At 76.0% G+C, this 20,825-nt stretch carries 16 protein-coding genes and 1 pseudogene; 15 read left to right on the top strand and 2 right to left on the bottom strand.

Annotated features, from left to right (window positions below; translation table 11 throughout):
* Positions 1-35: 35 nt before the first annotated feature.
* The 3 genes from GEV43_RS01050 (at position 36) to GEV43_RS01040 (ending at position 6,281) form a co-directional block, all read left to right on the top strand.
* Positions 36-3,038 carry a glycine--tRNA ligase gene (locus GEV43_RS01050; RefSeq protein WP_160824206.1) on the top strand — a complete coding sequence of 1,001 codons (3,003 nt, stop codon included), beginning with the start codon at positions 36-38 and terminating at the stop codon, positions 3,036-3,038.
* Positions 3,039-3,162: 124 nt separating this feature from the next.
* Entirely contained in the window at positions 3,163-4,794 is a 1,632-nt protein-coding gene (locus tag GEV43_RS01045; protein ID WP_160819103.1) for an AMP-binding protein, read from the top strand.
* Positions 4,791-6,281: an MFS transporter gene (locus GEV43_RS01040; RefSeq protein WP_160819102.1), complete on the top strand. Its 1,491-nt coding sequence runs from the start codon at positions 4,791-4,793 to the stop codon at positions 6,279-6,281. The genes GEV43_RS01045 and GEV43_RS01040 overlap by 4 nt, the downstream gene beginning before the upstream one ends.
* 419 nt (positions 6,282-6,700) lie before the next feature.
* Here GEV43_RS01040 and GEV43_RS01035 read toward each other — a convergent pair whose 3' ends face one another.
* Positions 6,701-7,537 (bottom strand): family 3 encapsulin nanocompartment shell protein, encoded by an 837-nt coding sequence (locus GEV43_RS01035; RefSeq protein ID WP_206681032.1) that lies wholly within the window; start codon positions 7,535-7,537, stop codon positions 6,701-6,703.
* A gap of 209 nt (positions 7,538-7,746) precedes the next feature.
* On the opposite strand from GEV43_RS01035, the gene GEV43_RS01030 reads away from it, so the two are divergent.
* From GEV43_RS01030 to aroQ, 9 genes are all read left to right on the top strand, one after another.
* Entirely contained in the window at positions 7,747-7,995 is a 249-nt protein-coding gene (locus tag GEV43_RS01030; protein ID WP_160819101.1) for a hypothetical protein, read from the top strand.
* Positions 7,992-10,967, top strand: a complete 2,976-nt coding sequence (locus tag GEV43_RS01025) for a type 2 lanthipeptide synthetase LanM family protein (RefSeq protein WP_160819100.1) — start codon at positions 7,992-7,994, stop codon at positions 10,965-10,967. Before GEV43_RS01030 ends, GEV43_RS01025 begins: the two co-directional genes overlap by 4 nt.
* Before the next feature lie 35 nt (positions 10,968-11,002).
* Positions 11,003-12,265 (top strand): DegT/DnrJ/EryC1/StrS aminotransferase family protein, encoded by a 1,263-nt coding sequence (locus GEV43_RS01020; protein ID WP_160819099.1) that lies wholly within the window; start codon positions 11,003-11,005, stop codon positions 12,263-12,265.
* Positions 12,265-13,203 carry a sulfotransferase gene (locus GEV43_RS01015; RefSeq protein WP_160819098.1) on the top strand — a complete coding sequence of 313 codons (939 nt, stop codon included), beginning with the start codon at positions 12,265-12,267 and terminating at the stop codon, positions 13,201-13,203. Before GEV43_RS01020 ends, GEV43_RS01015 begins: the two co-directional genes overlap by 1 nt.
* Positions 13,204-13,258: 55 nt before the next feature.
* On the top strand, positions 13,259-13,870 hold the full coding sequence (locus GEV43_RS01010) for a nitroreductase family protein (RefSeq protein ID WP_160819097.1): 612 nt from the start codon (positions 13,259-13,261) through the stop codon (positions 13,868-13,870).
* Between the two features lie 127 nt (positions 13,871-13,997).
* Positions 13,998-15,179 carry a chorismate synthase gene (aroC, locus tag GEV43_RS01005; protein ID WP_160819096.1) on the top strand — a complete coding sequence of 394 codons (1,182 nt, stop codon included), beginning with the start codon at positions 13,998-14,000 and terminating at the stop codon, positions 15,177-15,179.
* A gap of 11 nt (positions 15,180-15,190) precedes the next feature.
* On the top strand, positions 15,191-15,706 hold the full coding sequence (locus tag GEV43_RS01000) for a shikimate kinase (RefSeq protein WP_160819095.1): 516 nt from the start codon (positions 15,191-15,193) through the stop codon (positions 15,704-15,706).
* Entirely contained in the window at positions 15,703-16,785 is a 1,083-nt protein-coding gene (gene aroB / locus GEV43_RS00995) for a 3-dehydroquinate synthase (protein WP_160819094.1), read from the top strand. The genes GEV43_RS01000 and aroB overlap by 4 nt, the downstream gene beginning before the upstream one ends.
* A complete protein-coding gene (aroQ, locus tag GEV43_RS00990) occupies positions 16,782-17,252 on the top strand; it encodes a type II 3-dehydroquinate dehydratase (RefSeq protein ID WP_160819093.1) in 471 nt (156 codons plus the stop codon). The genes aroB and aroQ overlap by 4 nt, the downstream gene beginning before the upstream one ends.
* A gap of 46 nt (positions 17,253-17,298) precedes the next feature.
* Here aroQ and GEV43_RS00985 read toward each other — a convergent pair whose 3' ends face one another.
* Positions 17,299-17,877, bottom strand: a complete 579-nt coding sequence (locus tag GEV43_RS00985) for a TetR/AcrR family transcriptional regulator (protein WP_160819092.1) — start codon at positions 17,875-17,877, stop codon at positions 17,299-17,301.
* Between the two features lie 328 nt (positions 17,878-18,205).
* Here GEV43_RS00985 and GEV43_RS00980 point away from each other — a divergent pair, with 328 nt between their 5' ends.
* From GEV43_RS00980 to GEV43_RS00970, 3 genes and pseudogenes are all read left to right on the top strand, one after another.
* A complete protein-coding gene (locus GEV43_RS00980; protein WP_160819091.1) occupies positions 18,206-18,835 on the top strand; it encodes a hypothetical protein in 630 nt (209 codons plus the stop codon).
* Between the two features lie 122 nt (positions 18,836-18,957).
* Positions 18,958-19,623 carry an enoyl-CoA hydratase-related protein gene (locus GEV43_RS00975; protein WP_160819090.1) on the top strand — a complete coding sequence of 222 codons (666 nt, stop codon included), beginning with the start codon at positions 18,958-18,960 and terminating at the stop codon, positions 19,621-19,623.
* A 151-nt stretch (positions 19,624-19,774) separates the two neighbouring features.
* Positions 19,775-20,820: pseudogene (locus GEV43_RS00970) on the top strand (LLM class F420-dependent oxidoreductase).
* Positions 20,821-20,825 lie beyond the last annotated feature (5 nt).

Here is a 20,825-nt window from a genome sequence, read left to right as displayed (position 1 = left end):
TTTCCCGTCCCGGAGGAGAACGACCCGTGTTGACCATGCAGGACGCCCTGATGCGGCTCACCGGCTACTGGGCGGGGCGCGGCTGCCTCGTCGGCCAGCCGATGAACACCGAGGTCGGCGCGGGCACGCTGAACCCCGCGACCGCGCTGCGCGTGCTCGGCCCCGAACCGTGGCGCGTCGCGTACGCCGAGCCGAGCGTCCGCCCCGACGACGCCCGCTACGGCGACAACCCCAACCGGCTCCAGACCCACACCCAGTTCCAGGTGGTCCTGAAGCCGGAGCCGGGCGACGCGCAGGAGCAGTACCTCGGCAGCCTCGCCGCGCTCGGCGTCGACCTGCGCGCGCACGACGTGCGGTTCGTCGAGGACGACTGGGCGTCCCCGGCGCTCGGCGCGTGGGGGCTCGGCTGGGAGGTGTGGCTGGACGGGCTGGAGATCACCCAGTTCACCTACTTCCAGCAGTCGGGCGGGCTCACCCTCGACCCGGTCTCGGTCGAGATCACGTACGGGATGGAGCGCATCCTGATGGCGCTCCAGGGGGTGTCGCACTTCAAGGACATCCGGTACGCGCCCGGCGTCACCTACGGGGAGGCGTTCGGGCAGGCCGAGTACGAGATGAGCCGCTACTACCTGGACGACGCCGACATCGGAGCCGTCCGCGGGCTGTTCGAGGCGTACGCGGGCGAGGCGCGGCGGATGCTCGACGCGCGGCTGCCCGTCCCCGCGCACACCTACGTGCTCAAGTGCTCGCACGCGTTCAACGTGCTCGACTCGCGGGGCGCGATCGGCACCGCCGAACGGGCCCGCGCGTTCGCCCGGATGCGCGGCCTCGCGCACGAGGTCGCCGGGCTGTGGGTGGAGCGCCGCGCCGAGCTGGGCCACCCCCTCGGCGACGCGTCCGGCCGCGCCGCCGCGACCGCCGCGGCCGAGCCCGCGGACGCGGCGGAGGCCAGCCCGGCGGCGCTGCCGGAGATCACCGGGCCGGGGACGTTCGCGCTGGAGATCGGCGTGGAGGAGCTGCCGCCGAACGAGGTCGCCCGCACCGCCCGGGAGGTCGCCGACCGGCTGCTGCGCGGCCTGGTGGAGGCCGGGCTGCTCCCGGCCGGGAGCCCGCTCGACGCCTACGCCACGCCCCGCCGGATCATCGTGGTCGCCGAAGGCGTCGAGCCGCGCGAGCCCGACCGCGAGGAGGCCGTCAAAGGCCCGCGGCTCGCCGCCGCGTACGGCCCGGACGGCGCGCCGACCAAGGCGCTGCTCGGGTTCGCGCGCGGCCACGGCGTGGACCCCGCGGGCGTCGGGACGGTCACGGTCGGCGGCGGCGAGTACGCCGGGTACGTGCGGCGCGTCGAGGGCCGTCCGGCCGCCGAGGTGCTCGCCGCGCTGCTCCCCGGGATCGTCGCCGGCCTGCGCGCCGGGAAGAACATGCGGTGGAACGCCGCCGGCGCGTCGTTCGCCCGCCCGATCCGCGGCCTGCTCGCGCTGCTGGACGAGCACGTCGTGCCGTTCGCCGCGGCCGGCCTGCGCTCGGGCCGGGAGACGCGCGTGCACCGCACCGCCGAACGGCCCGCCGTGCCCGTCGCGTCCGCCCGCGACCTGGTGCCGACGCTGCGCGCGCACGGCATCGAGCCCGCGGCGGCGCGGCGCCGCGCGGTGATCGCGGAGACCGCCGGGGCGCTCGCCCGCTCGGCGGGCGGCACGGTCGACCTCGACGGCGAGCGGGCGCTGGTGGACGAGGTCGTCGACCTCGTCGAGGAGCCCGTCGCGCTGCTCGGCTCGTTCGACGGCGGCTACCTGGACCTGCCCGAGGAGATCCTCACCACGGTGATGCGCAAGCACCAGCGGTACCTGCCGGTGCGCGGGCCGTCCGGGCGGCTGCTGCCGCACTTCGTCGCCGTCGCGAACGGCGAGTGCGACCACGGCGCCGTCCGCGCCGGCAACGAGGCCGTGCTCCGCGCCCGCTACGAGGACGCCGCGTTCTTCTTCCAGCAGGACCTGCGCGGCACGCCCGAGGAGATGAGGGACGGGCTCGGCACGCTGACGTTCACCGGGCGGCTCGGCTCGATGGCCGACCGCGCCGAGCGGATCCGGGCGATCGCCGCCGAGCTCGCGGACCGCGCCGGGCTGTCCGGCGGCGACGCCGCCGCGGTCCGCCGGGCCGGGGAGCTGGCGAAGTTCGACCTGGCCTCGGCCATGGTGATCGAGCTGCCCGGCCTCGCCGGGACGATGGCCCGGGAGTACGCGCGCCGCGCGGGCGAGGACCCCGCCGTCGCCCAGGCCCTCTATGAGATGGAGCTGCCCCGGTCCGCCGGGGACGCGCCGCCCGCCGGGACGCCCGGCGCCGTCCTCGCGATCGCCGACCGGCTCGACCTGCTCGCCGGGCTGTTCGCGGTCGGGTCGGCTCCGACCGGCGGCTCCGACCCGTTCGGGCTGCGGCGCGCGGCCCTCGCGCTCACCGCGGTGCTGCGCGCCCATCCCGCCCTCGCCCCGATCACCGTCGGCGGCGGGCTCGCGGTCGCGGCGCGGCACCAGCCCGTCGAGGTGCCGCCGGAGACGCTCGCCGAGGCGGAACGGTTCGTCGCGCGGCGGCTGGAGCAGGCGCTGCTGGACGAGGGCCACGCCGTCAGCGTCGTCCGGGCCGTCCTGCCGCACGCGGGCGCGCCCGCGCACGCCGAGCGGGCCGCCGCCGACCTCGGCGGGCTGCTGGACGAGCCGCGGTTCCAGCGGCTGACGGCGGCGCTGCAACGGGTGCTGCGGATCGTCCCGGAGGGCACGCCGGCCGGCTACGGGCCGGGCCTGTTCCAGGACCCCGCCGAGCACCGCCTGGACGAGGCGTTCACCCAGGTCCGCGCGGCGCTGCCCGCCCGTCCCGCGCTGCCGGAGTTCACCGCCGCCGCGCTGCCGCTCGCCGCGCCGATCGACGCCTACTTCGACGCGGTGATGGTGATGGCGGACGACCCGGCCGTGCGCGCCAACCGGCTCGGCCTGCTCGCCGCGATCCGCGACCTCGTCGACGTCCTGGACTGGCGCGAGGTCGGCTGAACCCGCCCGGCCTCCCGATCACCCGGAATCCGATTGAACCGGTCCATCTTCGTCAACACTGGCCGTTGTCCGGTCCGGGGCGGCGCGGTCATGATCAAGTCACCTGGTACGGAAGGGGCCCACGGTGACGAACCTCCACGACGCGCGGACGTTCCGGGAACGGGGCTGGTGGCGGGACGCGACGTTCCTCGACGACCTCGCCCGCTGGGCGGAGGCGGCGCCGGACCGGCCCGCCGTGGTGAGCCACTTCTGGGAGACCCGCGGCGGCCCTGACGTGGTGCTCACGTACGCGGACCTCGCCGAACGGGTCGAGCGGTGCGCGGCGGGCCTCGCCGCGCTCGGCGTCCGGCCCGGCGACCGCGTCGCGATGCAGCTCGTCAACCAGTGGCAGGCGACCGTCCTCGCGCTCGGCTGCGGGCGCGCGGGCGCCGTCGCCGTGCCGTACTTCATCGCGACCGGGCCCGCCGACACCGAGTGGATCCTGCGGGAGAGCGGCGCGGCGGCGGTGGTGTCGCTGGACGAGGTCCGCGGGCTGGACGTCGCCGCGGCCATCGCCGGGATGCGCGGCCGGCTGCCCGCGCTGCGGCACCAGATCGTGGTCGGCGACAGGCTCCCCGAGGGCGCGGCCCGGTTCGAGGACGCGCTGCTCGCGTCCGGCGGCCCGGCCCCGGAGCACCGGCCGGACGCCGACGACGTCTTCCAGATCATGTACACGTCGGGGACGACGGGCCGCCCCAAGGGCGTGCGGCACTCGTTCAACACGCTGTACGCGATGGCGCGGTCCTACACCGAGCCGCTCGGGCTCGGCGAGTCGGACGTGCTGACCACGCCCTGCGTCGTCGGCGGGCAGGGCGGCTGGCTGTACGGGATGCTCGCGCCGCTGCTGGCGGGCGCGACCGCGGTGTGGGCCGACGCGTTCGAGGCCGCCGACTTCCTCGACCTCGCCGAGCGGTACGGGATCACGGCGGGCTACCTCACCCCGCCCGTCCTGGACCCGGCGGTCACCGAGCAGTCCGAGCGGCCCCGCGCGCTGGCGCTGCGGCACGTGGTGGCGGGCTCGACGCCGATCCCGCCGAGCCTGCCCGCGCGGTTCCACGCGACGTTCGGACTCCCGCTCCGGCCGCTGTGGGGAATGACCGAGAACGGCGGCGTCACCATCGGCCGCCCGGACGACCCGTGGGACTGGGCCGCGCACAGCGACGGGCGCCCCGTCCCGTGGATGGCAACGCGGCTCGTGGACGACGACGGGCGCGAGGTCGAGGGGGACGGCCCGGGGCGGCTGGAGGTGCGCGGCGCCAACATGTGCCTCGGGTACGAGGGCGCCGACGACGCGTTCGCCGCGTCCCTGCACGACGGGTGGTTCGTCACCGGCGACCTCGCCCGGCCGGACGGCCGCGGCGGCGTCAAGGTCATCGGCCGCACCAAGGACATGATCAACAAGGGCGGGCTGCACGTCCCGCCGGTCGCCGTCGAGGGCGTGCTCCGCGACGACCCGCGGGTCGCCGAGGTCGCCGTGGTGGGCGAGCCCGATCCGGTGCTCGGCGAGACGGTCGTCGCGGTCGTCGTCCCCGACGGGCCGCCGCCGACGCTGGACGAGCTGCGGCGGCGGGTGCGGGACGCGGGCCTGACGCCCGGGTACGAGCCGGACCGGCTGGAGGTCGTCGCCGGGCTGCCGAAGACGCCCACCGGGAAGGTGCGCAGGCGCGAACTGGAGGAGGACCTGGCCCGGAAAGCCCGCGCCGCCGGCGCGAGGTGAGGCCCGCGCGCCGCCGGGCGCTGGCGCTCACCTCGGTGGTCTGCGCCAACGTCATGGCCGTGGTCGACTACAACGTCGTCAGCGTCGCGATCCCGAAGCTGCTGCGCGCGTACCCGGGCAGCACCCTCGCCGGGCTGTCCTGGACGATCACCGCGTACACCGTCGTGTTCGCCGCCGTGCTGCTGCCCGCGGGCGGGACCGCGGACCGGCTCGGGCCCAAGCGGATCTTCCTGACCGGCCTCGCGGTGTTCACCGCGGGCTCGGCCGCCTGCGCGCTCGCCCCGGGACCGCTCGGCCTCGTGCTCGCGCGGATGCTCCAGGCGGTCGGCGGCGGCGCGGTCGTCGCGCTCTCCATCTCGGTCGGGCTGAGCGAGTTCCCGGGCCGCGCCGGGCACGCGTTCGGGCTGCTCGGCGTGGTGGGGGGCGTCGCGGGCGCGAGCGGCCCCGCGCTCGGCTCGGCGCTGATGGCGGTCGGCGGCTGGCGCTGGATCTTCCTGGTCAACCTGCCGATCGGCGCGCTCGCGCTGGCCTGCGGCGCGCTCGGCATCCCCCCGGGCGAGCGGAAGGGGCGCGGCCTGCCCGACCTCGCGGGCACCGCCCTGCTCGCGGGCGGCGTCGCGCTCCTCGTCCTCGGCCTGACCCAGGGGCCCGCGTGGGGCTGGACGGACCCCCGGACCGCCGCCTCGGCGCTCGCCGGGTGCGCGTTGACGGCGCTCGGCGTCCGCAGGTCGCTGCGGCATCCGCGCCCCGCCGCGGACTTCACGCTGCTGCGCGCGGGACCGACCGCCGCGGGCAACGGGGCGATGGCGCTGATGAGCGTCACGCAGTTCGCCGTCGCGCTCTGCGTGATGCTGTTCCTCACCGAGCGGTGGGAGTACTCGGCGCTCGCCGCCGGGTTCGCCCTCACCCCGGGGCCGCTGGCCTCGGCGGTCGCGGCCTGGCGCGCCGGCCCGCTCGTGCGCCGGGCCGGTCCCCGCGCGGTCGCGGTGTCGGGCGCGCTGGTCGCCGCGGCGGGCTGGTGCTGGCTGGCCGCCGCCGGCGCGCTCGGCGGCGGCCGGAGCTACCCGCTCGTCCTCCTGCCCGCGCTCGTGGCGGGCATGGCGGGCACGTCCGTCACCGGGGTCGCCGTCCAGGCCCTCGCGATGTCGGAGGTACCGCCCGCGCGGTTCGGCAGCGGCAGCGCCCTGATCATGCTGGCGCGGTCCGCCGGCGCGGCGGTCGGCATCGGCGGCCTCGCCGCCGTCCTGCACACCCCGTCCGCCGGGGCGTTCGACGCGGCGTGGGCGGCCATGTCCGCCGCGATGCTCGCCGCCGCCGTCCTGGCGGTGGCCACGCGCCCCCGCCGGTCCCGTCGCGGCGGCCGCGGCGGCCCCGGCGGGGAGAACGGTCGCGGGGAGGGGGAGGACGGCCCGTCCGAAACGCCGCCGGACGGGCGGCGCCCGCGGCCCTCGAAGGAGCCGCGGGCGCCGTCGCGCCGGTCCCGATAAACGGTGGCGCGATCATTCCTGAAAGGCGGCCGAGTTTTACCTGAACGGGAAATGGATCGGCTCACCGGCGCCCGGGTGAGCGTTTTCCGATGCCATCTCTCCGGTCATTCTCCCGGCCTTCGGCGATAGGTCACCAAGGGGGAGTGCGCATTTTGTCCACCTCCGGTTTCGCAGCGTCGTTGACGGGAGAGCGGGTGATCACCACGTGTTCGTGCGCATGCGTTTCACCTCCACTTCTGGACGGGAGCGGGGGACCGGTCGCACAGGTCCCGTGGACGGCGAAGGTCGGCGGGGTCGGCGGGGGTCGGCGGGCAGGCGGGGGGACGGGGACGGGCGCACGCGGCGTCCGTCCGGCGGGGGCTAGTTCCGGTGGTCGTCGCCCTGGGAGCCGGGGCTCCGCCCAGAGGACGGCGGCAGGCTCAGCAGGACGAAGTGCTGCGGGAGGTGCAGGGCGAGGCCGAGGGCATCTCCGCGATGATCGCGGCGTCCTCGCCGTTGCGGCGCAGGGCGAGCGTGGACTCCGCGCCGTCCAGCAGGGTGATGCCGGCCCGGAAGTCGCCGAGCAGCACCTCCCCGCGCCCGATCATGCGGGTGCGGGTGATGCGCAGCCCGGCGGCGTCGAGCGACGGGAGCGCGCCCGCGCCGACGAGCCGCCAGTACAGGGACGGGTGCATGACCAGCCCGTCGCACGAGCCGCCCATCTCCTCGACCTCGGCGGCCCCCTCCATCAGCGCGTCCAGCGGCGAGGCGTCCGCGCAGGCCAGGCGGCGCAGGCCGGCCATGGCGAGCAGCCCGGTGACCGCGCCGTCGTCGCTGCCGCGCAGCAGCACCTCGTTCTCCACGGTGCACAGGCGGACGATCACGCGGTGCTCGACGAACCGGGCCAGCAGCGCGGGGTCGGAGCACAGCTCGGAGGGCACCGGGACGCGCACCGCGATGCGCGTCAGCTCCGCCTTCGCGACCGACGGGCGGAACGCCGCCTCGGGCGTCGCCTCGTAGGAGGTGCCCGCCGCGCCGTCGCCGCCGTCGCGGCCTTCGCGCACGTAGCGCAACGTCTCGTCGGCGATCGTGCCGCCCTTGGTCTGCTCGCGGACCGTCGGCCGCGGCCGGGTCGAGGCGAGCGGGAACAGCGTCGTCAGCGGCGCCCGCACCCGGATCGCGGCGTCCCCGCCCCCGGCGCGGGCGACCGCGACCGCGAGCTCCTCCCCCGGGGACCGCTCGCGCAGCGCGGGATCGTCGATGAGGTAGTTCAGCACGGAGAACTCCCATCACGCATGCTTGCGACGTCCGCCCCGGATCTCGGGCCGGCCGGCAATGGCACGGAGCCGATCTTGCAACGTGCCAGCCCGAGAGTAAGCAATGAGCGCGTGAATGGAAAGGGTCCCCCGGAGATCTTGTCGGGAAAAATCGGTCGTGGTACAACGGCCCTGCCGAATGACCCTTACCTGCCGACCGAGGTGGTGACGTGCCGCACGCGGACAATTCCGGGGAGCAGCCGGATCAATTCACCGATCCGGTCGTCGACGACGTCGCCGGGACGGGCACCCGGAGGCCCGCCCTCCCGGCCCCGGCCTGCCCGCTGCGCGCGTCCCGCACCGCCGGGCCGGAGCGGACGGCCGGCCCGCGCGCCGCCGGCGTCCCCGCCGTGCCCACCGTGCCCACCGCGCCCGCCGCGCCCACCGCGACGCGTCCCGAACCGGACGACGGCGGATGAGGGCCGCGACGGCGGGCCCCGCGCCGGGCTCCCTCGGAGTGCCGTGGCAGCGCGCCGTACGGCCGTGCGAGCGCGCCCCGGAACCGGACCCGCCGAACGGAGCAGATCCGCCGGACGGAGTGGACCCGGAGCGCGCCGAAGGCGGCGCCGAGCCCGAGTGGCACCGGAGGTTCCGCGCCGCCTGGGAGCCCCCCGCCCCCGCCGCCCCGGTCCAGCCGGACGACCCGGACCTGCCGGACGACCTGGGCCTGCTGGAGGTCGCCCGCCCGCTCGTCGCCGACGCCTGCCGAACGCTGCGCGAGTGCCTGCACGCCGACCTCGGCCCGGACGCGCCGCCCGGCCTCGACGGCCTGCTGGTGCGCCGTCCGCCGCTCGGCTGGCTGGCGATGGCCGTCCAGCCCTCCCTGACCCGCGAGCTCGCCGCGGCCTCCCGCGCCGGACGCCTGCCGGGCGCGACGCCGGAGGAACGCTACGCCTCGTTCGTCCGGAGCCTCCGCGACCCCGCGACGGCCCTGGCGATCTGGCGCGAACGGCCCGTCCTCGCGCGGCAGGTCGTGGAGACGCTCGACGACTGGGTGGCCGCGCGGCTCGCGTTCGCCCGCGAGCTGGCCGCCGACCTGCCCGCGCTCGCCGAAGCCTTCGGGGGCGAGGACGGCCTCGGGCCGCTCGCCGACGTGGAGTTCGGCGCGGCGGAGACCCACCGGGGCGGGCGCAGCGTCGCGCTCGTCCGCTTCGCGAACGCCACGGTCGTGCACAAGCCGCGCAGCCTGGCGATCGACGCGTGCTTCGACCGCCTCCTCGCCTGGTTCAACGAGGCGTCCGACGGCGGGCGGCCCGCGTACGCGCTGCGGCGCCCGCGGATCCTGGACCGCGGCGACCGGGGCTGGAGCGAGTACGTCGCGCCCGCGCCCTGCGCCGGGGACGGCCTGCACGCGTACTTCTGGCGGATGGGCGCGCTGCTCGCGCTCACCCACGCCGTCCACGGGTACGACCTGCACGCCGACAACGTGATCGCCTCCGGGGCCGATCCCGTGGTGGTCGACCTGGAGGCGCTGTTCCACACCGAGCGGACGCAGCCGGTGGTCCGCTCGGAGCGGCTCGGCGACCCGGCCGCCGAGCGGCTCGCCGGGTCGGTGCTGCGCACCGGGCTGCTGCCGGGGCCGATGGTGATGCCCGACGTCGAGACCGAGCGGCCGTTCGGCGTGGACATCAGCCCGCTCGGGACCGTTCCGGACCGCCGCTCCCTCATCCCGACGCCGATCGCCGAGGACCCGGGCACCGACCGCATGCGCATCCGCGCGGGCTACCGGACCGTGCCCGCCCCCGCCGGGCGGCTGCGCCTGCCCGACGGTTCGGCGGCGGACCCCCGCCCGCACCGGGACGCGCTGGTCGGCGGCTACTCCTACGCGCACGGCCGCCTCGCCGCCGCCGGCGCCGCCCTGCTCGCGCCCGGCGGGCCGCTGCACGGCTGCGGCGACGCGCCCGTCCGGCTGATCCAGCTCTCGACGTTCCTGTACGTGCGGCTGCTGCTGGAGAGCTGGTCGCCGGACGCCGTCCGCGACGCCGCCGAGCGCGAGCGCGGCCTCGACCGGCTCGCGGCGGGCTGGCCGGGCGTCCCGCACCGCGCGGAGCTGATCGCGGCGGAGAAGCGGGCGCTGTGGCGCGGCGAGGTGCCGGTCTTCGAGATCCGCCCCGGCCACCGCGACGTCTGGCTGGACGACGGGACCCGCCTGCCCGGCGTGCTCGCCGTCCCGCCGCTGGACGAGACCGCCACGCGCCTCGCCGCCCTGAGCCCGTCCGGCCTCACCGACCAGATCGCCGTCATCGACGCCGCCCTCGCCGCCCTCCCCGACCCCGGACCCGTCCTCCGCCCCGCGCCGGGCGCGGCCGGGAAGGGCGCGGTGCTGCGGCCGGACCACGCGCTGCGGGAGGCGCTCGCGATCGGGCGGCGGCTCGCGGACTCGGCGGTCCGGTCCGGCGACCGCGTCGGGTGGACGACGCTGGAGGTCGTCGACGCCCGCACGCGCCGCGTCGCCCCCGCCGGCCTCGACCTGTACGGCGGGCTGCCCGGCATCGGCCTGTTCCTCTCCGCGCTGGCCGCGGCGACGGGGGAGCGCTGGGCCGCCGACCTGGCCGAACGCGTCGCCGACGAGGTCGTCCGCAGGATCCGCGCGACCCGCTACCCGCTGCCCGCGCTCGGCGCCGTCTACCACCTGGCCCACGCCGCGCGACTCCACGGGAGACCCGGCCTCGCCGAGGCCGCCCGCGACGCGCTGCTCGCCCCGCCGTCCACCCCGCCGGTCGCGAACGTCCTGGAGGGGCACGCCGGCGTCGTGCTCTCCGCGCTCGCCCTGCACGCCGTCCTGCGCGACGCCCGGATCCTCGGCGTGGCCCGCGCCGCGGCCGAGCACCTCCTCGCCCCCGACCCCGCCCCGTCCCCCGCGCCGGACGTCACCGAGCCCGGCTTCGGGTACGGCGCGTCGGGGATCGCGGTGGCCCTCGCCCGCCTGAACGACGCCGCCCCCGACGACCGCTACGCCCGCCGCGCCCGCGCGCTCGTACGGCACGAGGCCGCCCCCGCCGCGGGCACCGGATGGTGCCAGGGCGCGGCCGGAGTCGCGCTCGCGCGCCTCGAACTGCGCCGCACCGCCGCGTTCGCCGCCCCGCCCTCCGCCGCCCGCGACCCCGAACGCGCCCCCGCCCCCGACCTCGATCTGGAGCGCTCCGCCGAGCTCGCGCGCGGCGGGCCGCCCCCTCCCGACGACTCCCTCTGCCACGGCACGTTCGCCCGCCTCGAAGTCCCCGGAACCGACCCCCGCCCACCCGAAGGCCCCTGGCGCACCGCCCTGCCCGCCCCGGCACCCGGCCTCCTCGGCGGGATCTCCGGCGTCGGGTACGGGCTGCTGCGGCGGGCCCGCCCCGCCGGCGTGCCGTCCGTCCTCGCGCTGGCGCCGCCCGAGGGCCGCACCTGACCCTCCGCCGTGCTCCTGTCCCCAGAGGAGATGCCATGACCGTGGACGTCCAGCCCCGCGCGCTCGCGATCGACGGGGCCGAACCGGTCCGCACCGATCCCTGGCCCACCTACGACAAGGGCGACGTCTTCATCGACGAGGAGGACCTGGACGCCGCGCTCGCGGCCGTCCGGGCGCGCCTGTACTTCCGCTACGACCAGCGCCCGCACGCCGAGACGCAGACCGGCCGGTTCGAACGCGACCTGGCCGCGTTCTTCGGCGTCCCGCACGCGCTGGCGTGCTCCAGCGGCACCGCCGCGATCGCGCTCGCGCTGCTCGCCCTCGACCTGCCGCCGGGCTCGCTCGTCGCCTGCCCGGCGTTCACGTTCGCGGCGACGCCGAGCGCGATCCTGCTCGCCGGGCACCGCCCGCTGCCGGTGGAGTGCGACGACGACCTGCACCTGGACGTCGCCGACCTGCGGCGCCGCCTCACCCCCGAGGTGCGCGCGATCGTCGTCGTGCACATGCGCGGTTTCGCCTCCGACATGGAGGCGGTCTGCGCGGCGGCCCGCGAGCACGGCGTCCCGGTCGTGGAGGACGCGGTGCCCGCGCTCGGCGCCCGCCTGAACGGCCGCCCGCTCGGCACGTTCGGCGACGCGGGCGCGTTCAGCACCCAGTCCGACAAGTCGCTGAACACCGGCGAGGGCGGCTTCCTCGTCGTGCGCGACCCCGCCGCGTACGCCCGCGCCGTCGTCTACTCCGGCGCGTACGAGGGCCGGATGGCGCGGCACTTCGACGGCGTCCCGCCGCCCGGCGTGGACGACCTCGCGATGCCGATCTTCAGCCTGCGGATGGACGAGATCCGCGCCGCGCTCGCCCGCGCGATGCTGCGCCGCCTGCCCGAACGGCTCGCCGCGCACCACCGCAACTACGACGACGTCGCCGGACGGCTCGCGGACGTCCCCGGCCTCGCGCTGCGCCGCCCCGTCGCCGACCACGCCTACCTCGGCGAGGCGCTGGTGTTCCGGCTGCCCGGCGCGGACGCGCGGACGACCGCCTGGACCGCCGCCGCGCTGCGCGCCGAGGGCATCGACGCCCGCGCCCTCGGCGACCCCGGCGACACGAACGTGCGGGCGTTCTGGAACTGGCGGTTCCTGTTCCCGGACGCGCGGTCCGCGCGCGAGCGGTACCCCGCCACGGCCGCGCGGCTGGACGAGTCGATCGACGTCCCGCTGTCGGCCAACCTGACCGCCCGCGACCGCGACCACCTCGTGGAGGCCGTCCGCAAGGTGCTGGGCGCGCGGACGGGCCGGCCCTGATGGTCCGCGTCCTGTACGTCACGGGCTGGTGCCGCAGCGGCACCACCCTGATCGGCAACCTGCTCGGCGAGGTCCCCGGCGTCGTGCACGCGGGCGAGCTGCGCTACCTGTGGACCAACGGCGTCCTCGGCCGGGGCACCAACACCCTGTGCGGCTGCGGCCGGGAGATCCCGGAGTGCCCGCTGTGGTCCGCGGTGATCGCCCGGCTCGCGGGCGGCGACCCGGACAAGGCCGTACGGCACGCCGAGCGCGCCGTACGCCTCCAGCAGGCCGCCCTGCGCACCCGCCACACCGAGCGCCGCCTCGCCGACGCCCGGTCCGCCCGGACGCCGCACCCCGCCGTCGCGGACCTGGCCGGGCTGTACGCGGCGATCGCCTCCGAGGCGGACGCCGGGCTGATCGTCGACACCGGCAAGTTCCCCGCCGAGGCCGCCGCGCTGTGCGGCGCGCCCGGCGTGGACGCCCGCGTCCTGCACGTCGTCCGCGACCCGCGCGCCACCGCCGAGTCGTGGCGGCGCGCCAAGGCGTACATCCCGCCGATGGGACCCGTCCGCAGCACCGGCTACTGGAACGCGTTCAACCTCGCCTCCGAACGGATCGGCCGCGCGTTCCCCGGCCGCTACCTGCGGCTGCGCTACGAGGACTTCGCCGCCCGGCCCCGCGCGGAGCTGGCGCGGGTGATGGCGCACGCCGTGCTGGACGCCGAGCCGCCCGTCAGCGCGGGCGGGACCGCCGACCTCGGCGTCAACCACACCGTCACCGGCAACCCGGACCGGCTGCGGCGCGGCCCGGTCGAGATCCGCGAGGACGACGCGTGGCTGCGCACCCAGCCGCCCGCCGCCCGCGCCCTCGCGACGGCCGTCGCCGCGCCGCTGCTGCGCCGGTACGGCTACCCGTTCGCGCCGCGGCCCGCGCCCGCCGCCCTCCAGGAGGCATGACCCGGCCCCGGGCCCGCGATCCGAGTACGAACCCGAGAGGGAGCGAAGGAGCCACATGGAGTTCGACGCCGTCCTCGCGCGCCGCCGGATGGTGCGCCGCTACCGGCCCGATCCGATCCCGTCCGAGACCGTCGAGAAGATCGCCCGGGTCGTCCGCAAGGCGCCGAGCGCCGGGTTCAGCCAGGGCCACCGCCTCCTGGTGGTGACCGGACGCGCCACCCGCGAGCGGATCGCGGCCCTCGCCGAGGAGCACCGGTACGAGGCCGCCCAGGGCCGATGGATCTCGTCCGCCCCCGTCCACATGGTCCTCGGCGTCTCCGAGGCGGACTACCACGAGCGGTACACCCGGCCGGACAAGCTGATCGACGGCAAGGAGATGGAGTGGCCCGCGCCGTACTGGTGGGTGGACTCCGGGGCGCTGCTCATGCTGGTCCAGCTCGCCGCGATCGACGCGGGCCTCGCCACCGGCTTCGTCACCGTCCGCCACGACCAGGAGCTGAAGGAGCTGCTCGGCCTGCCCGCCGACGTCGCGGTGGTCGGCGTGATCACCCTCGGCCTGCCCGCCGACGACGCCGCGCGCCCCGCCGACGCGGCCCGCCTCCGCTCGCTCCGCAAGCCCTACGGCGACCTCGTGCGGCACGAGAGCTGGAACGTTCCGCCGCCCTGACCGGGGCCGCCGCGGCCGGGCGCGCCCCGTCCCCGGCGGGCGCCACCCGGTCCCCGCCGGGCGCGCCCCGTTCTCAAAGGGTGGACGAGCGGCGCGGGCGGCCCGCGGGAGTCAATAGGATCGGGGGATGCTGCGCTGGTTGACCGCGGGGGAGTCCCATGGCCCGGCCCTCACCGCGATCGTGGAGGGCCTTCCGGCCGGCGTGCGCGTGACCTCGGACGACATCGCCGAGGAACTGCGCCGCCGGCGGCTCGGATACGGGCGGGGCGCCCGCATGAAGTTCGAGCGCGACGAGGTCGCGATCCTCGGCGGGGTGCGGCACGGCGCCACCCTCGGCGGGCCGGTCGCGATCGAGATCGGCAACACCGAGTGGCCCAAGTGGGAGACGGTCATGTCGGCCGACCCCGTCGCCGCCGAGACGCTGGAGGCGCAGGCGCGCAACGCGCCGCTGTCCCAGCCCCGGCCGGGCCACGCCGACCTGGTCGGGATGCAGAAGTACGGCTTCGACGACGCCCGTCCCGTCCTCGAACGGGCGAGCGCCCGCGAGACCGCCGCCCGGGTCGCGCTCGGCACGGTCGCCAAGGCGTTCCTCAAGCAGGTCCTCGACGTGGACGTGCTCAGCCACGTGCTCGCGCTCGGCGAGATCGCCGTGCCCGACGGCGCGCCGCTGCCCGCCCCGGGCGACCTCGCCGCCGTGGACGACAGCCCGGTCCGCTGCTTCGACGCCGGGACGTCCGCCGCGATGGTCGAGCACGTCGACGAGCTCAAGAAGGCCGGCGACACCGTCGGCGGCGTCGTGGAGGTCCTCGCGTACGGGCTGCCGCCGGGGCTCGGCAGCCACGTGCACTGGGACCGGCGGCTCGACGCGCGCCTCGCCGGCGTCCTCATGGGCATCCAGGCGATCAAGGGGGTGGAGGTCGGCGACGGGTTCACCACCGCCCGCCGGCCCGGCTCCCGCGCGCACGACGAGATCGACGGCGGGCCCGAGGGCGTCCGCCGCCGCACCAACCGGGCGGGCGGCGTCGAGGGCGGCATGACCACCGGCGAGGCCCTGCGGGTCCGCGCCGCGATGAAGCCGATCTCCACCGTCCCGCGCCGCCTCGACACGATCGACGTGCGGACCGGCGAGCCCGCCAAGGCGATCAACCAGCGCAGCGACGTCACCGCCGTCCCCGCGGCCGGGGTGGTCGCCGAGGCGATGGTCGCGCTCGTGCTCGCCGACGCCGCGCTGGAGAAGTTCGGCGGCGACTCGGCCGAGGAGACGGCGCGCAACCTGCGGGGCTACCTGTCCGCACTGACGATCAAGTAGGACGAGGACTCATGACGCGACCGAAGGCCGTCCTGATCGGACCGCCCGGCTCCGGCAAGACCACGGTCGGCGCCGCGCTCGCCGCCCGGCTCGGCGTCGCGCTGCGCGACACCGACGCCGACGCCGAGACCGCCGCGGGCAAGCCCATCGGCGAGATCTTCATCGACGACGGCGAGGACCGCTTCCGCGAGCTGGAGCGCGCCGCCGTGGCCGCCGCGCTCGCCGAGCACGAGGGCGTCCTCGCCCTCGGCGGCGGCGCGGTCCTCGCGGCCGAGACGCAGGAGCTGCTGGCCGGGCACACCGTCGTCTACCTCAAGGTCGGGCTGTCCGAGGCCGTCAAGCGGGTCGGGCTCGCGTCCGCGCGGCCGCTGCTCGTGCTCAACCCGCGCAGCCAGCTCCGCAAGCTCCTGGAGGAACGCATCCCCGTCTACGAACGGCTCGGCGGGCTGCACGTCGAGACCGACGGCCGCGAGCCGGAGGAGATCGTCGAGGAGATCGCGCTCGCGCTGGAGAGGGAGCCCGCGTGACCGGCCCGCACGCCCGCGTGCGGGTCGAGGGCGCCGACCCGTACGACGTGGTGATCGGCGCCGGGGTGCTGGACGAGCTGCCCGGCCTGCTCGGCGACCGCGCGCGCACCGTCGCGGTCGTCCACGCCGAGGGCCTGGCCGGGTTCGCCCGGCCGGTGTGCGAGGCGGTAGCCCGCGCCGGGTACGCCGCGCACGCCCTGCCCGTCCCCGACGGCGAGGCCGCCAAGGAGGCCGGCGTCCTCGCCGGGCTCTGGTCGCGGTTCGCGGGGCTCGGGATGACCCGCACGGACGCGGTCGTCGGCGTCGGCGGCGGCGCCACCACCGACCTCGCCGGGTTCGCGGCGGCGTCGTGGCTGCGCGGCGTCCCGGCCGTGCTCGTCCCGACCACGTTGCTCGGCATGGTCGACGCGGCGGTCGGCGGCAAGACCGGCATCAACATCCCCGAGGGCAAGAACCTCGTCGGCGCGTTCCACCCCCCGGCCGGGGTGCTGTGCGAGCTGTCCTCGCTCGCCACGATGCCGCGCGAGGACTACGCCAGCGGCCTCGCCGAGGTCGTCAAGGCCGGGTTCATCGCCGACCCGCGGATCCTGGAGCTGGTCGAGGCCGACCCGGCGGGCGCCGCCCGCCCCGACGGCCCGCACACCCGCGAGCTGGTCGAACGGGCCGTCCGGGTCAAGGCCGAGGTGGTGTCCGCCGACCTCAGGGAGAGCGGCCTGCGCGAGATCCTCAACTACGGGCACACCCTCGCGCACGCCATCGAGAAGGCCGAGGACTACCGGTTTCGGCACGGCCACGCCGTCGCGATCGGCATGGTCTACGCCGCCGAGCTGGCCCGCCTCGCCGGGCGCCTCAAGCGCGACGACGTCGAACGGCACCGGGCCGTGCTGCGCTCCGTCGGCCTGCCGGTGTCGTACCGGGCGGACGCCTGGCCCGAGCTGCGCGCCGCGATGGCCATCGACAAGAAGTCGCGCGGCGCGACCCTGCGGTTCGTGGTCCTGGACGGGGTCGCCGAGCCCGGCCGCCTGGAGGGCCCCGACGAGGACCTGCTCGCCGCCGCCTACCGGGAGGTCGGCCGATGACCGGGGCGTCCGCCCGCCGCGTGCTGGTGCTGAACGGCCCCAACCTGCGCCGCCTCGGCGTCCGCGAGCCGGACGTGTACGGCGCGACGTCGTTCGAGGGCCTGACCGAGCTGTGCCGCGACACCGGCCGCCGCCTCGACCTGAACGTGGAGGTCCGCGCGACCGACGACGAGGCCGAGCTGATCCGCTGGGTCCACGAGGCCGCCGACGAGCGGCTGCCGGTCGTCCTCAACCCGGCCGCGTTCACCCACTACTCCTACGGGCTGCGCGACGCCCTCGCGCAGCGCACCGCCCCGCTGGTCGAGGTGCACATCACCAACCCGGCCACCCGCGAGGAGTTCCGGCACACCTCCGTCGTCGCGGGCGTCGCCACCGGCACGATCGCCGGCTTCGGCATGATGTCGTACGTGCTGGCGCTCCAGGCCGTGGCGGAGCTGCTGGCCGAGGAGTCCGCGAAGACCTCCTGACCGCCCGGGCCCGGCGCGCGCCCCGCGCCCCCGCTCCCGCCGCCGGTCATCCGTCCGCGACGGCGGCGCGGGTCAGGTCCTTGAGCTCGGCGACGACGTCGTCGAGCGGGGCGACGTCGCGGTGGGCGCGGCACAGGATCGTCGCGCCCTCGACGGCCGCCACGATCAGCCGGGCGAGGCGGGCGGCGCGCGCGTCGGGGACGCCCGCGTTGCCGAGCCCGGTCGCCAGGGTGTCCTGCCAGCGGTCGAACGCGGCGGCGGCAGCGGCGGCGAGCTGCGGCGCCTCCTCGTGCGCCTCCACGGTGACCGCGACCACGGGGCAGCCCGCCCGGAACTCGCTCTTGATCAGCACCTGCCGCCACCAGCCGACGAACGCGTCCACGGCGGACGCCGCGTCGCCGCCCTCGGTGGCCGCCTGGATCCCCGCGTTGAGGAACTCCCCGGCGTAGCGGACCGCCTCCTCGGCGAGCTGCGCCTTGCCGCCGGGGAAGTGGTGGTAGATCGACCCGCGCGGCGCGGCGCTGTGCGCGATCACGTCGCGGAAGCCCGTTCCGCTGTAGCCGCGCTCCCGGAAGAGGTAGGCGGCGCTGCGCACCATGCGTTCCCGGCTGTCGCTGCTCCCCATGGACACCGATTATGACATTCATCATAAGCTTCGCGCCTTGACCATGACGAACGTCATAGCGACCCCGTGGGCCGGGCGGCACCGAGGATCTCCCGCAAGAGAGCTCCGTTTCCGGAAATAAGTGTCTGCACAGGCAGGTTGTTGGGACCGTGAGGTTCCCGGCGCCCGCGACGGCATGAAAGGACGGATGGAATGACCGACGGCGCACCGCCCGAGTCACCGGAACCCGGATGACGCGCCGTCCGCAGCGGCGGTGCCACAGCGGCCTGACGCGGGCCCGGCCGGCCCGCGTCGACCGCTGAAAGTTCAACAGCGAAAGGAAGAACTCATGAGACAGCGTCATTCGGTCCAGCGGATGCTCTCGTCCGCGCTGACCGGCCTGGCCGTCACGGTGGGCGCGCTCACCGTCTCCGCGCTGACCGGTCAGCCCGCCGCCTCGGCGGCTCCGCTGCCCGAGGAGAACGGCGGCGGGCGGCCCACGAGCCTCTACGCGGAGTTCACGGGTTGGGAGTACGGGCCGCCGCGGGACGGCTGGGCCCTCACGCACTCGGCGGACACCGATCTCAACTGGCTGTTCAGCACCTCGCCCCTCAGCCGGCCGCCGGGCTCCGACGGGGCCTTCGCCACCGTCGGTCCCGGCCGTGTCAATGACTACCTGGCCGACGCCTCGCTGGTCTCTTCGCCGGTCGACCTGACCGGCCAGAAGAGCCCGGTCGTCGCGTTCGATACCTACTTCTATTCCTACCGGGGGACCGGCAGCGTCGAACTGAGCTTTGACCGCGGGGCGACATGGTCGGCCGTCTGGGAAGTGCCGGCCAAGACCGCGGCACGGCTGACGGCGCCGATCCCGCAGGCCGCCGGGCACTCGGATGTGCTCGTACGGTTCCACTACAAGGGCCGCTCCGGTGAGTACGGCGCCGGTTGGGGCATCGACAACGTGTTCGTCGGCACCAGGTAGCAGCGCCGCCGACGAGGCGAGGGCGCGGCCGCCGGAGCCGACCCCGCGCCGGGCGTGCCGCCGAGCCGTACCTTACTCGCAAGTAAGGTACGGCTCGTACCTTCGAGGAAGAGGAGACCTGCGTGATCGACCTTCAGCGCGACGGCGAGGTGTACGTCCTGCGCTTCGACGCGGGGGAGAACCGCTTCAGCCCCGCCTTCCTGGACGCTCTCGACGGCGCGCTCGCCGAGGTGGAGAAGAGCGAGGGCCCCGCGGCGCTGGTCACCGCGGGCACCGGCAAGTTCTACTCCAACGGCCTGGACCTGGAGTGGCTCGGCGCCAACGAGGACAGGCTGGAGGAGTACCTCGGCCGGGTCCACGCCGTGTACGCGCGCCTGCTGTCCCTGCCGATGCCCACGGTCGCGGCGGTGAACGGGCACGCGTTCGCGGGCGGCGGCATGCTCGCCCTCGCCCACGACTTCGCCGTGATGCGCACCGACCGCGGCTACTTCTGCCTGCCCGAGGTGGACCTCGGGATGAGCTTCACGCCCGGCATGAACGCGCTCATCACCGCCCGCCTGCCGAAGGGCACCGCCCACGAGGCGATGCTCACCGGCCGCCGCTACACCGCCGAGCAGGCGATGGACGCGGGGATCGTGCACCGCACGGCCGACGAGGCGGGCGTCCTGCCGGCCGCGCTCCAGCTCGCCTCGTCACTCGCCCCGAAGAACGGCCGCACCGTGGCCAGGATCCGCACCGACCTCTACGCCTCCGCGCTGGCCGCCCTGCGCGGCCCGGCCCTCGCCTGACCGGGCCGGTCGGCCGCCCGGGCGCCACGGGCACCGCCACGGCACCGCCACGGCACCGCCACGGCACCGCGCCGGGGCCGGGCGTGCGCGGCGGGCGGCACTACGTTACGTTCGACTGGAATCTAATTCGGTTTCACAGAAGGGATGCCGGATGCGCATCGGGATGGCCCTCAGCTACTCGGGCGGTTTCAAGGAGACCGTCGAGGAGCTGGGCGACTACGAGAAGGCCGGCCTCGACATCGTCTACGTCGCCGAGGCGTACAGCTTCGACGCCGTGAGCCAGATGGGCTACATCGCCGCGAAGACCGAGCGGGTGGAGATCGCCTCCGGCATCCTGAACATCTACTCGCGGACCCCGACCGCGCTCGCCCAGACCGCGGCCGGGCTCGACTACGTCTCCGAGGGCCGCTTCTCGCTAGGCCTCGGCGCGTCCGGCCCGCAGGTGATCGAGGGCTTCCACGGCGTGCCGTACACCGCGCCGCTCGGCCGCACCCGCGAGATCATCGAGATCTGCCGCAAGGTGTGGCGGCGCGAGCGGCTGGAGCACCACGGCAAGCACTACGACATGCCGGTCCCGGAGGGCCAGGGCACCGGGCTCGGCAAGCCGCTGAAGATCATCAACCACCCGGTGCGCGCCGACATCCCGGTCATGGTCGCGGCGATCGGCCCGAAGAACGTCGAGATGACCGCCGAGATCGCCAACGGCTGGCAGCCGATCTTCTACCTGCCCGAGAAGGCCGGGCAGGTCTGGGGCGAGTCCCTCGCCGCGGGCAGGGCCAAGCGCGACCCGTCCCTCGGCGAGCTGGACGTCGTCGGCCAGGCCCCGCTCGCCATCGGCGACGACGTCCAGGGCTTCCTGGAGTTCGGACGCCCGATGGCCGCGCTCTACATCGGCGGCATGGGCGCCAAGGGCCGCAACTTCTACAACGACCTCTGCCGCCGGTACGGGTGGGAGAAGGAGGCCGAGGAGATCCAGGACCTCTACCTCGCGGGCAAGAAGGACGAGGCCGCCGCCAAGGTCCCGTACGAGCTGCTGGAGAAGATGTCGCTGATCGGCCCGAGGGCCACGTGCGCGAACGGCTCGCGGCGATGAAGGAGTCCGGCGTCACCACGCTGAACATCACCCCCATCGCCGGCGACCACAAGGGCCGCCTCGCCCTGATCGAGAAGATCAAGGCCATGGCCGCCGACCTCTGACGCCC

Source organism: Actinomadura sp. J1-007, from assembly GCF_009793335.1.
Taxonomy (GTDB): Bacteria; Actinomycetota; Actinomycetes; order Streptosporangiales; family Streptosporangiaceae; genus Spirillospora; species Spirillospora yumaensis.
Note: the sequence above shows the minus strand (reverse complement) of the source record. Positions and strands in the feature narration are given on the sequence as shown.

Bases quoted from the DNA above. Each gene is read 5' to 3' on its own strand.
- GEV43_RS01020 (WP_160819099.1), top strand. From the start codon at position 11,003: ATGACCGTGGACGTCCAGCCCCGCGCGCTCGCGATCGACGGGGCCGAA.
- GEV43_RS01010 (WP_160819097.1), top strand. From the start codon at position 13,259: ATGGAGTTCGACGCCGTCCTCGCGCGCCGCCGGATGGTGCGCCGCTAC.
- GEV43_RS00985 (WP_160819092.1), bottom strand. From the start codon at position 17,877: ATGGGGAGCAGCGACAGCCGGGAACGCATGGTGCGCAGCGCCGCCTAC.
- GEV43_RS01025 (WP_160819100.1), top strand. From the start codon at position 7,992: ATGAGGGCCGCGACGGCGGGCCCCGCGCCGGGCTCCCTCGGAGTGCCG.
- GEV43_RS00980 (WP_160819091.1), top strand. From the start codon at position 18,206: ATGAGACAGCGTCATTCGGTCCAGCGGATGCTCTCGTCCGCGCTGACC.
- GEV43_RS01000 (WP_160819095.1), top strand. From the start codon at position 15,191: ATGACGCGACCGAAGGCCGTCCTGATCGGACCGCCCGGCTCCGGCAAG.
- aroC (WP_160819096.1), top strand. From the start codon at position 13,998: ATGCTGCGCTGGTTGACCGCGGGGGAGTCCCATGGCCCGGCCCTCACC.
- GEV43_RS01050 (WP_160824206.1), top strand. From the start codon at position 36: ATGCAGGACGCCCTGATGCGGCTCACCGGCTACTGGGCGGGGCGCGGC.
- GEV43_RS01015 (WP_160819098.1), top strand. From the start codon at position 12,265: ATGGTCCGCGTCCTGTACGTCACGGGCTGGTGCCGCAGCGGCACCACC.
- aroQ (WP_160819093.1), top strand. From the start codon at position 16,782: ATGACCGGGGCGTCCGCCCGCCGCGTGCTGGTGCTGAACGGCCCCAAC.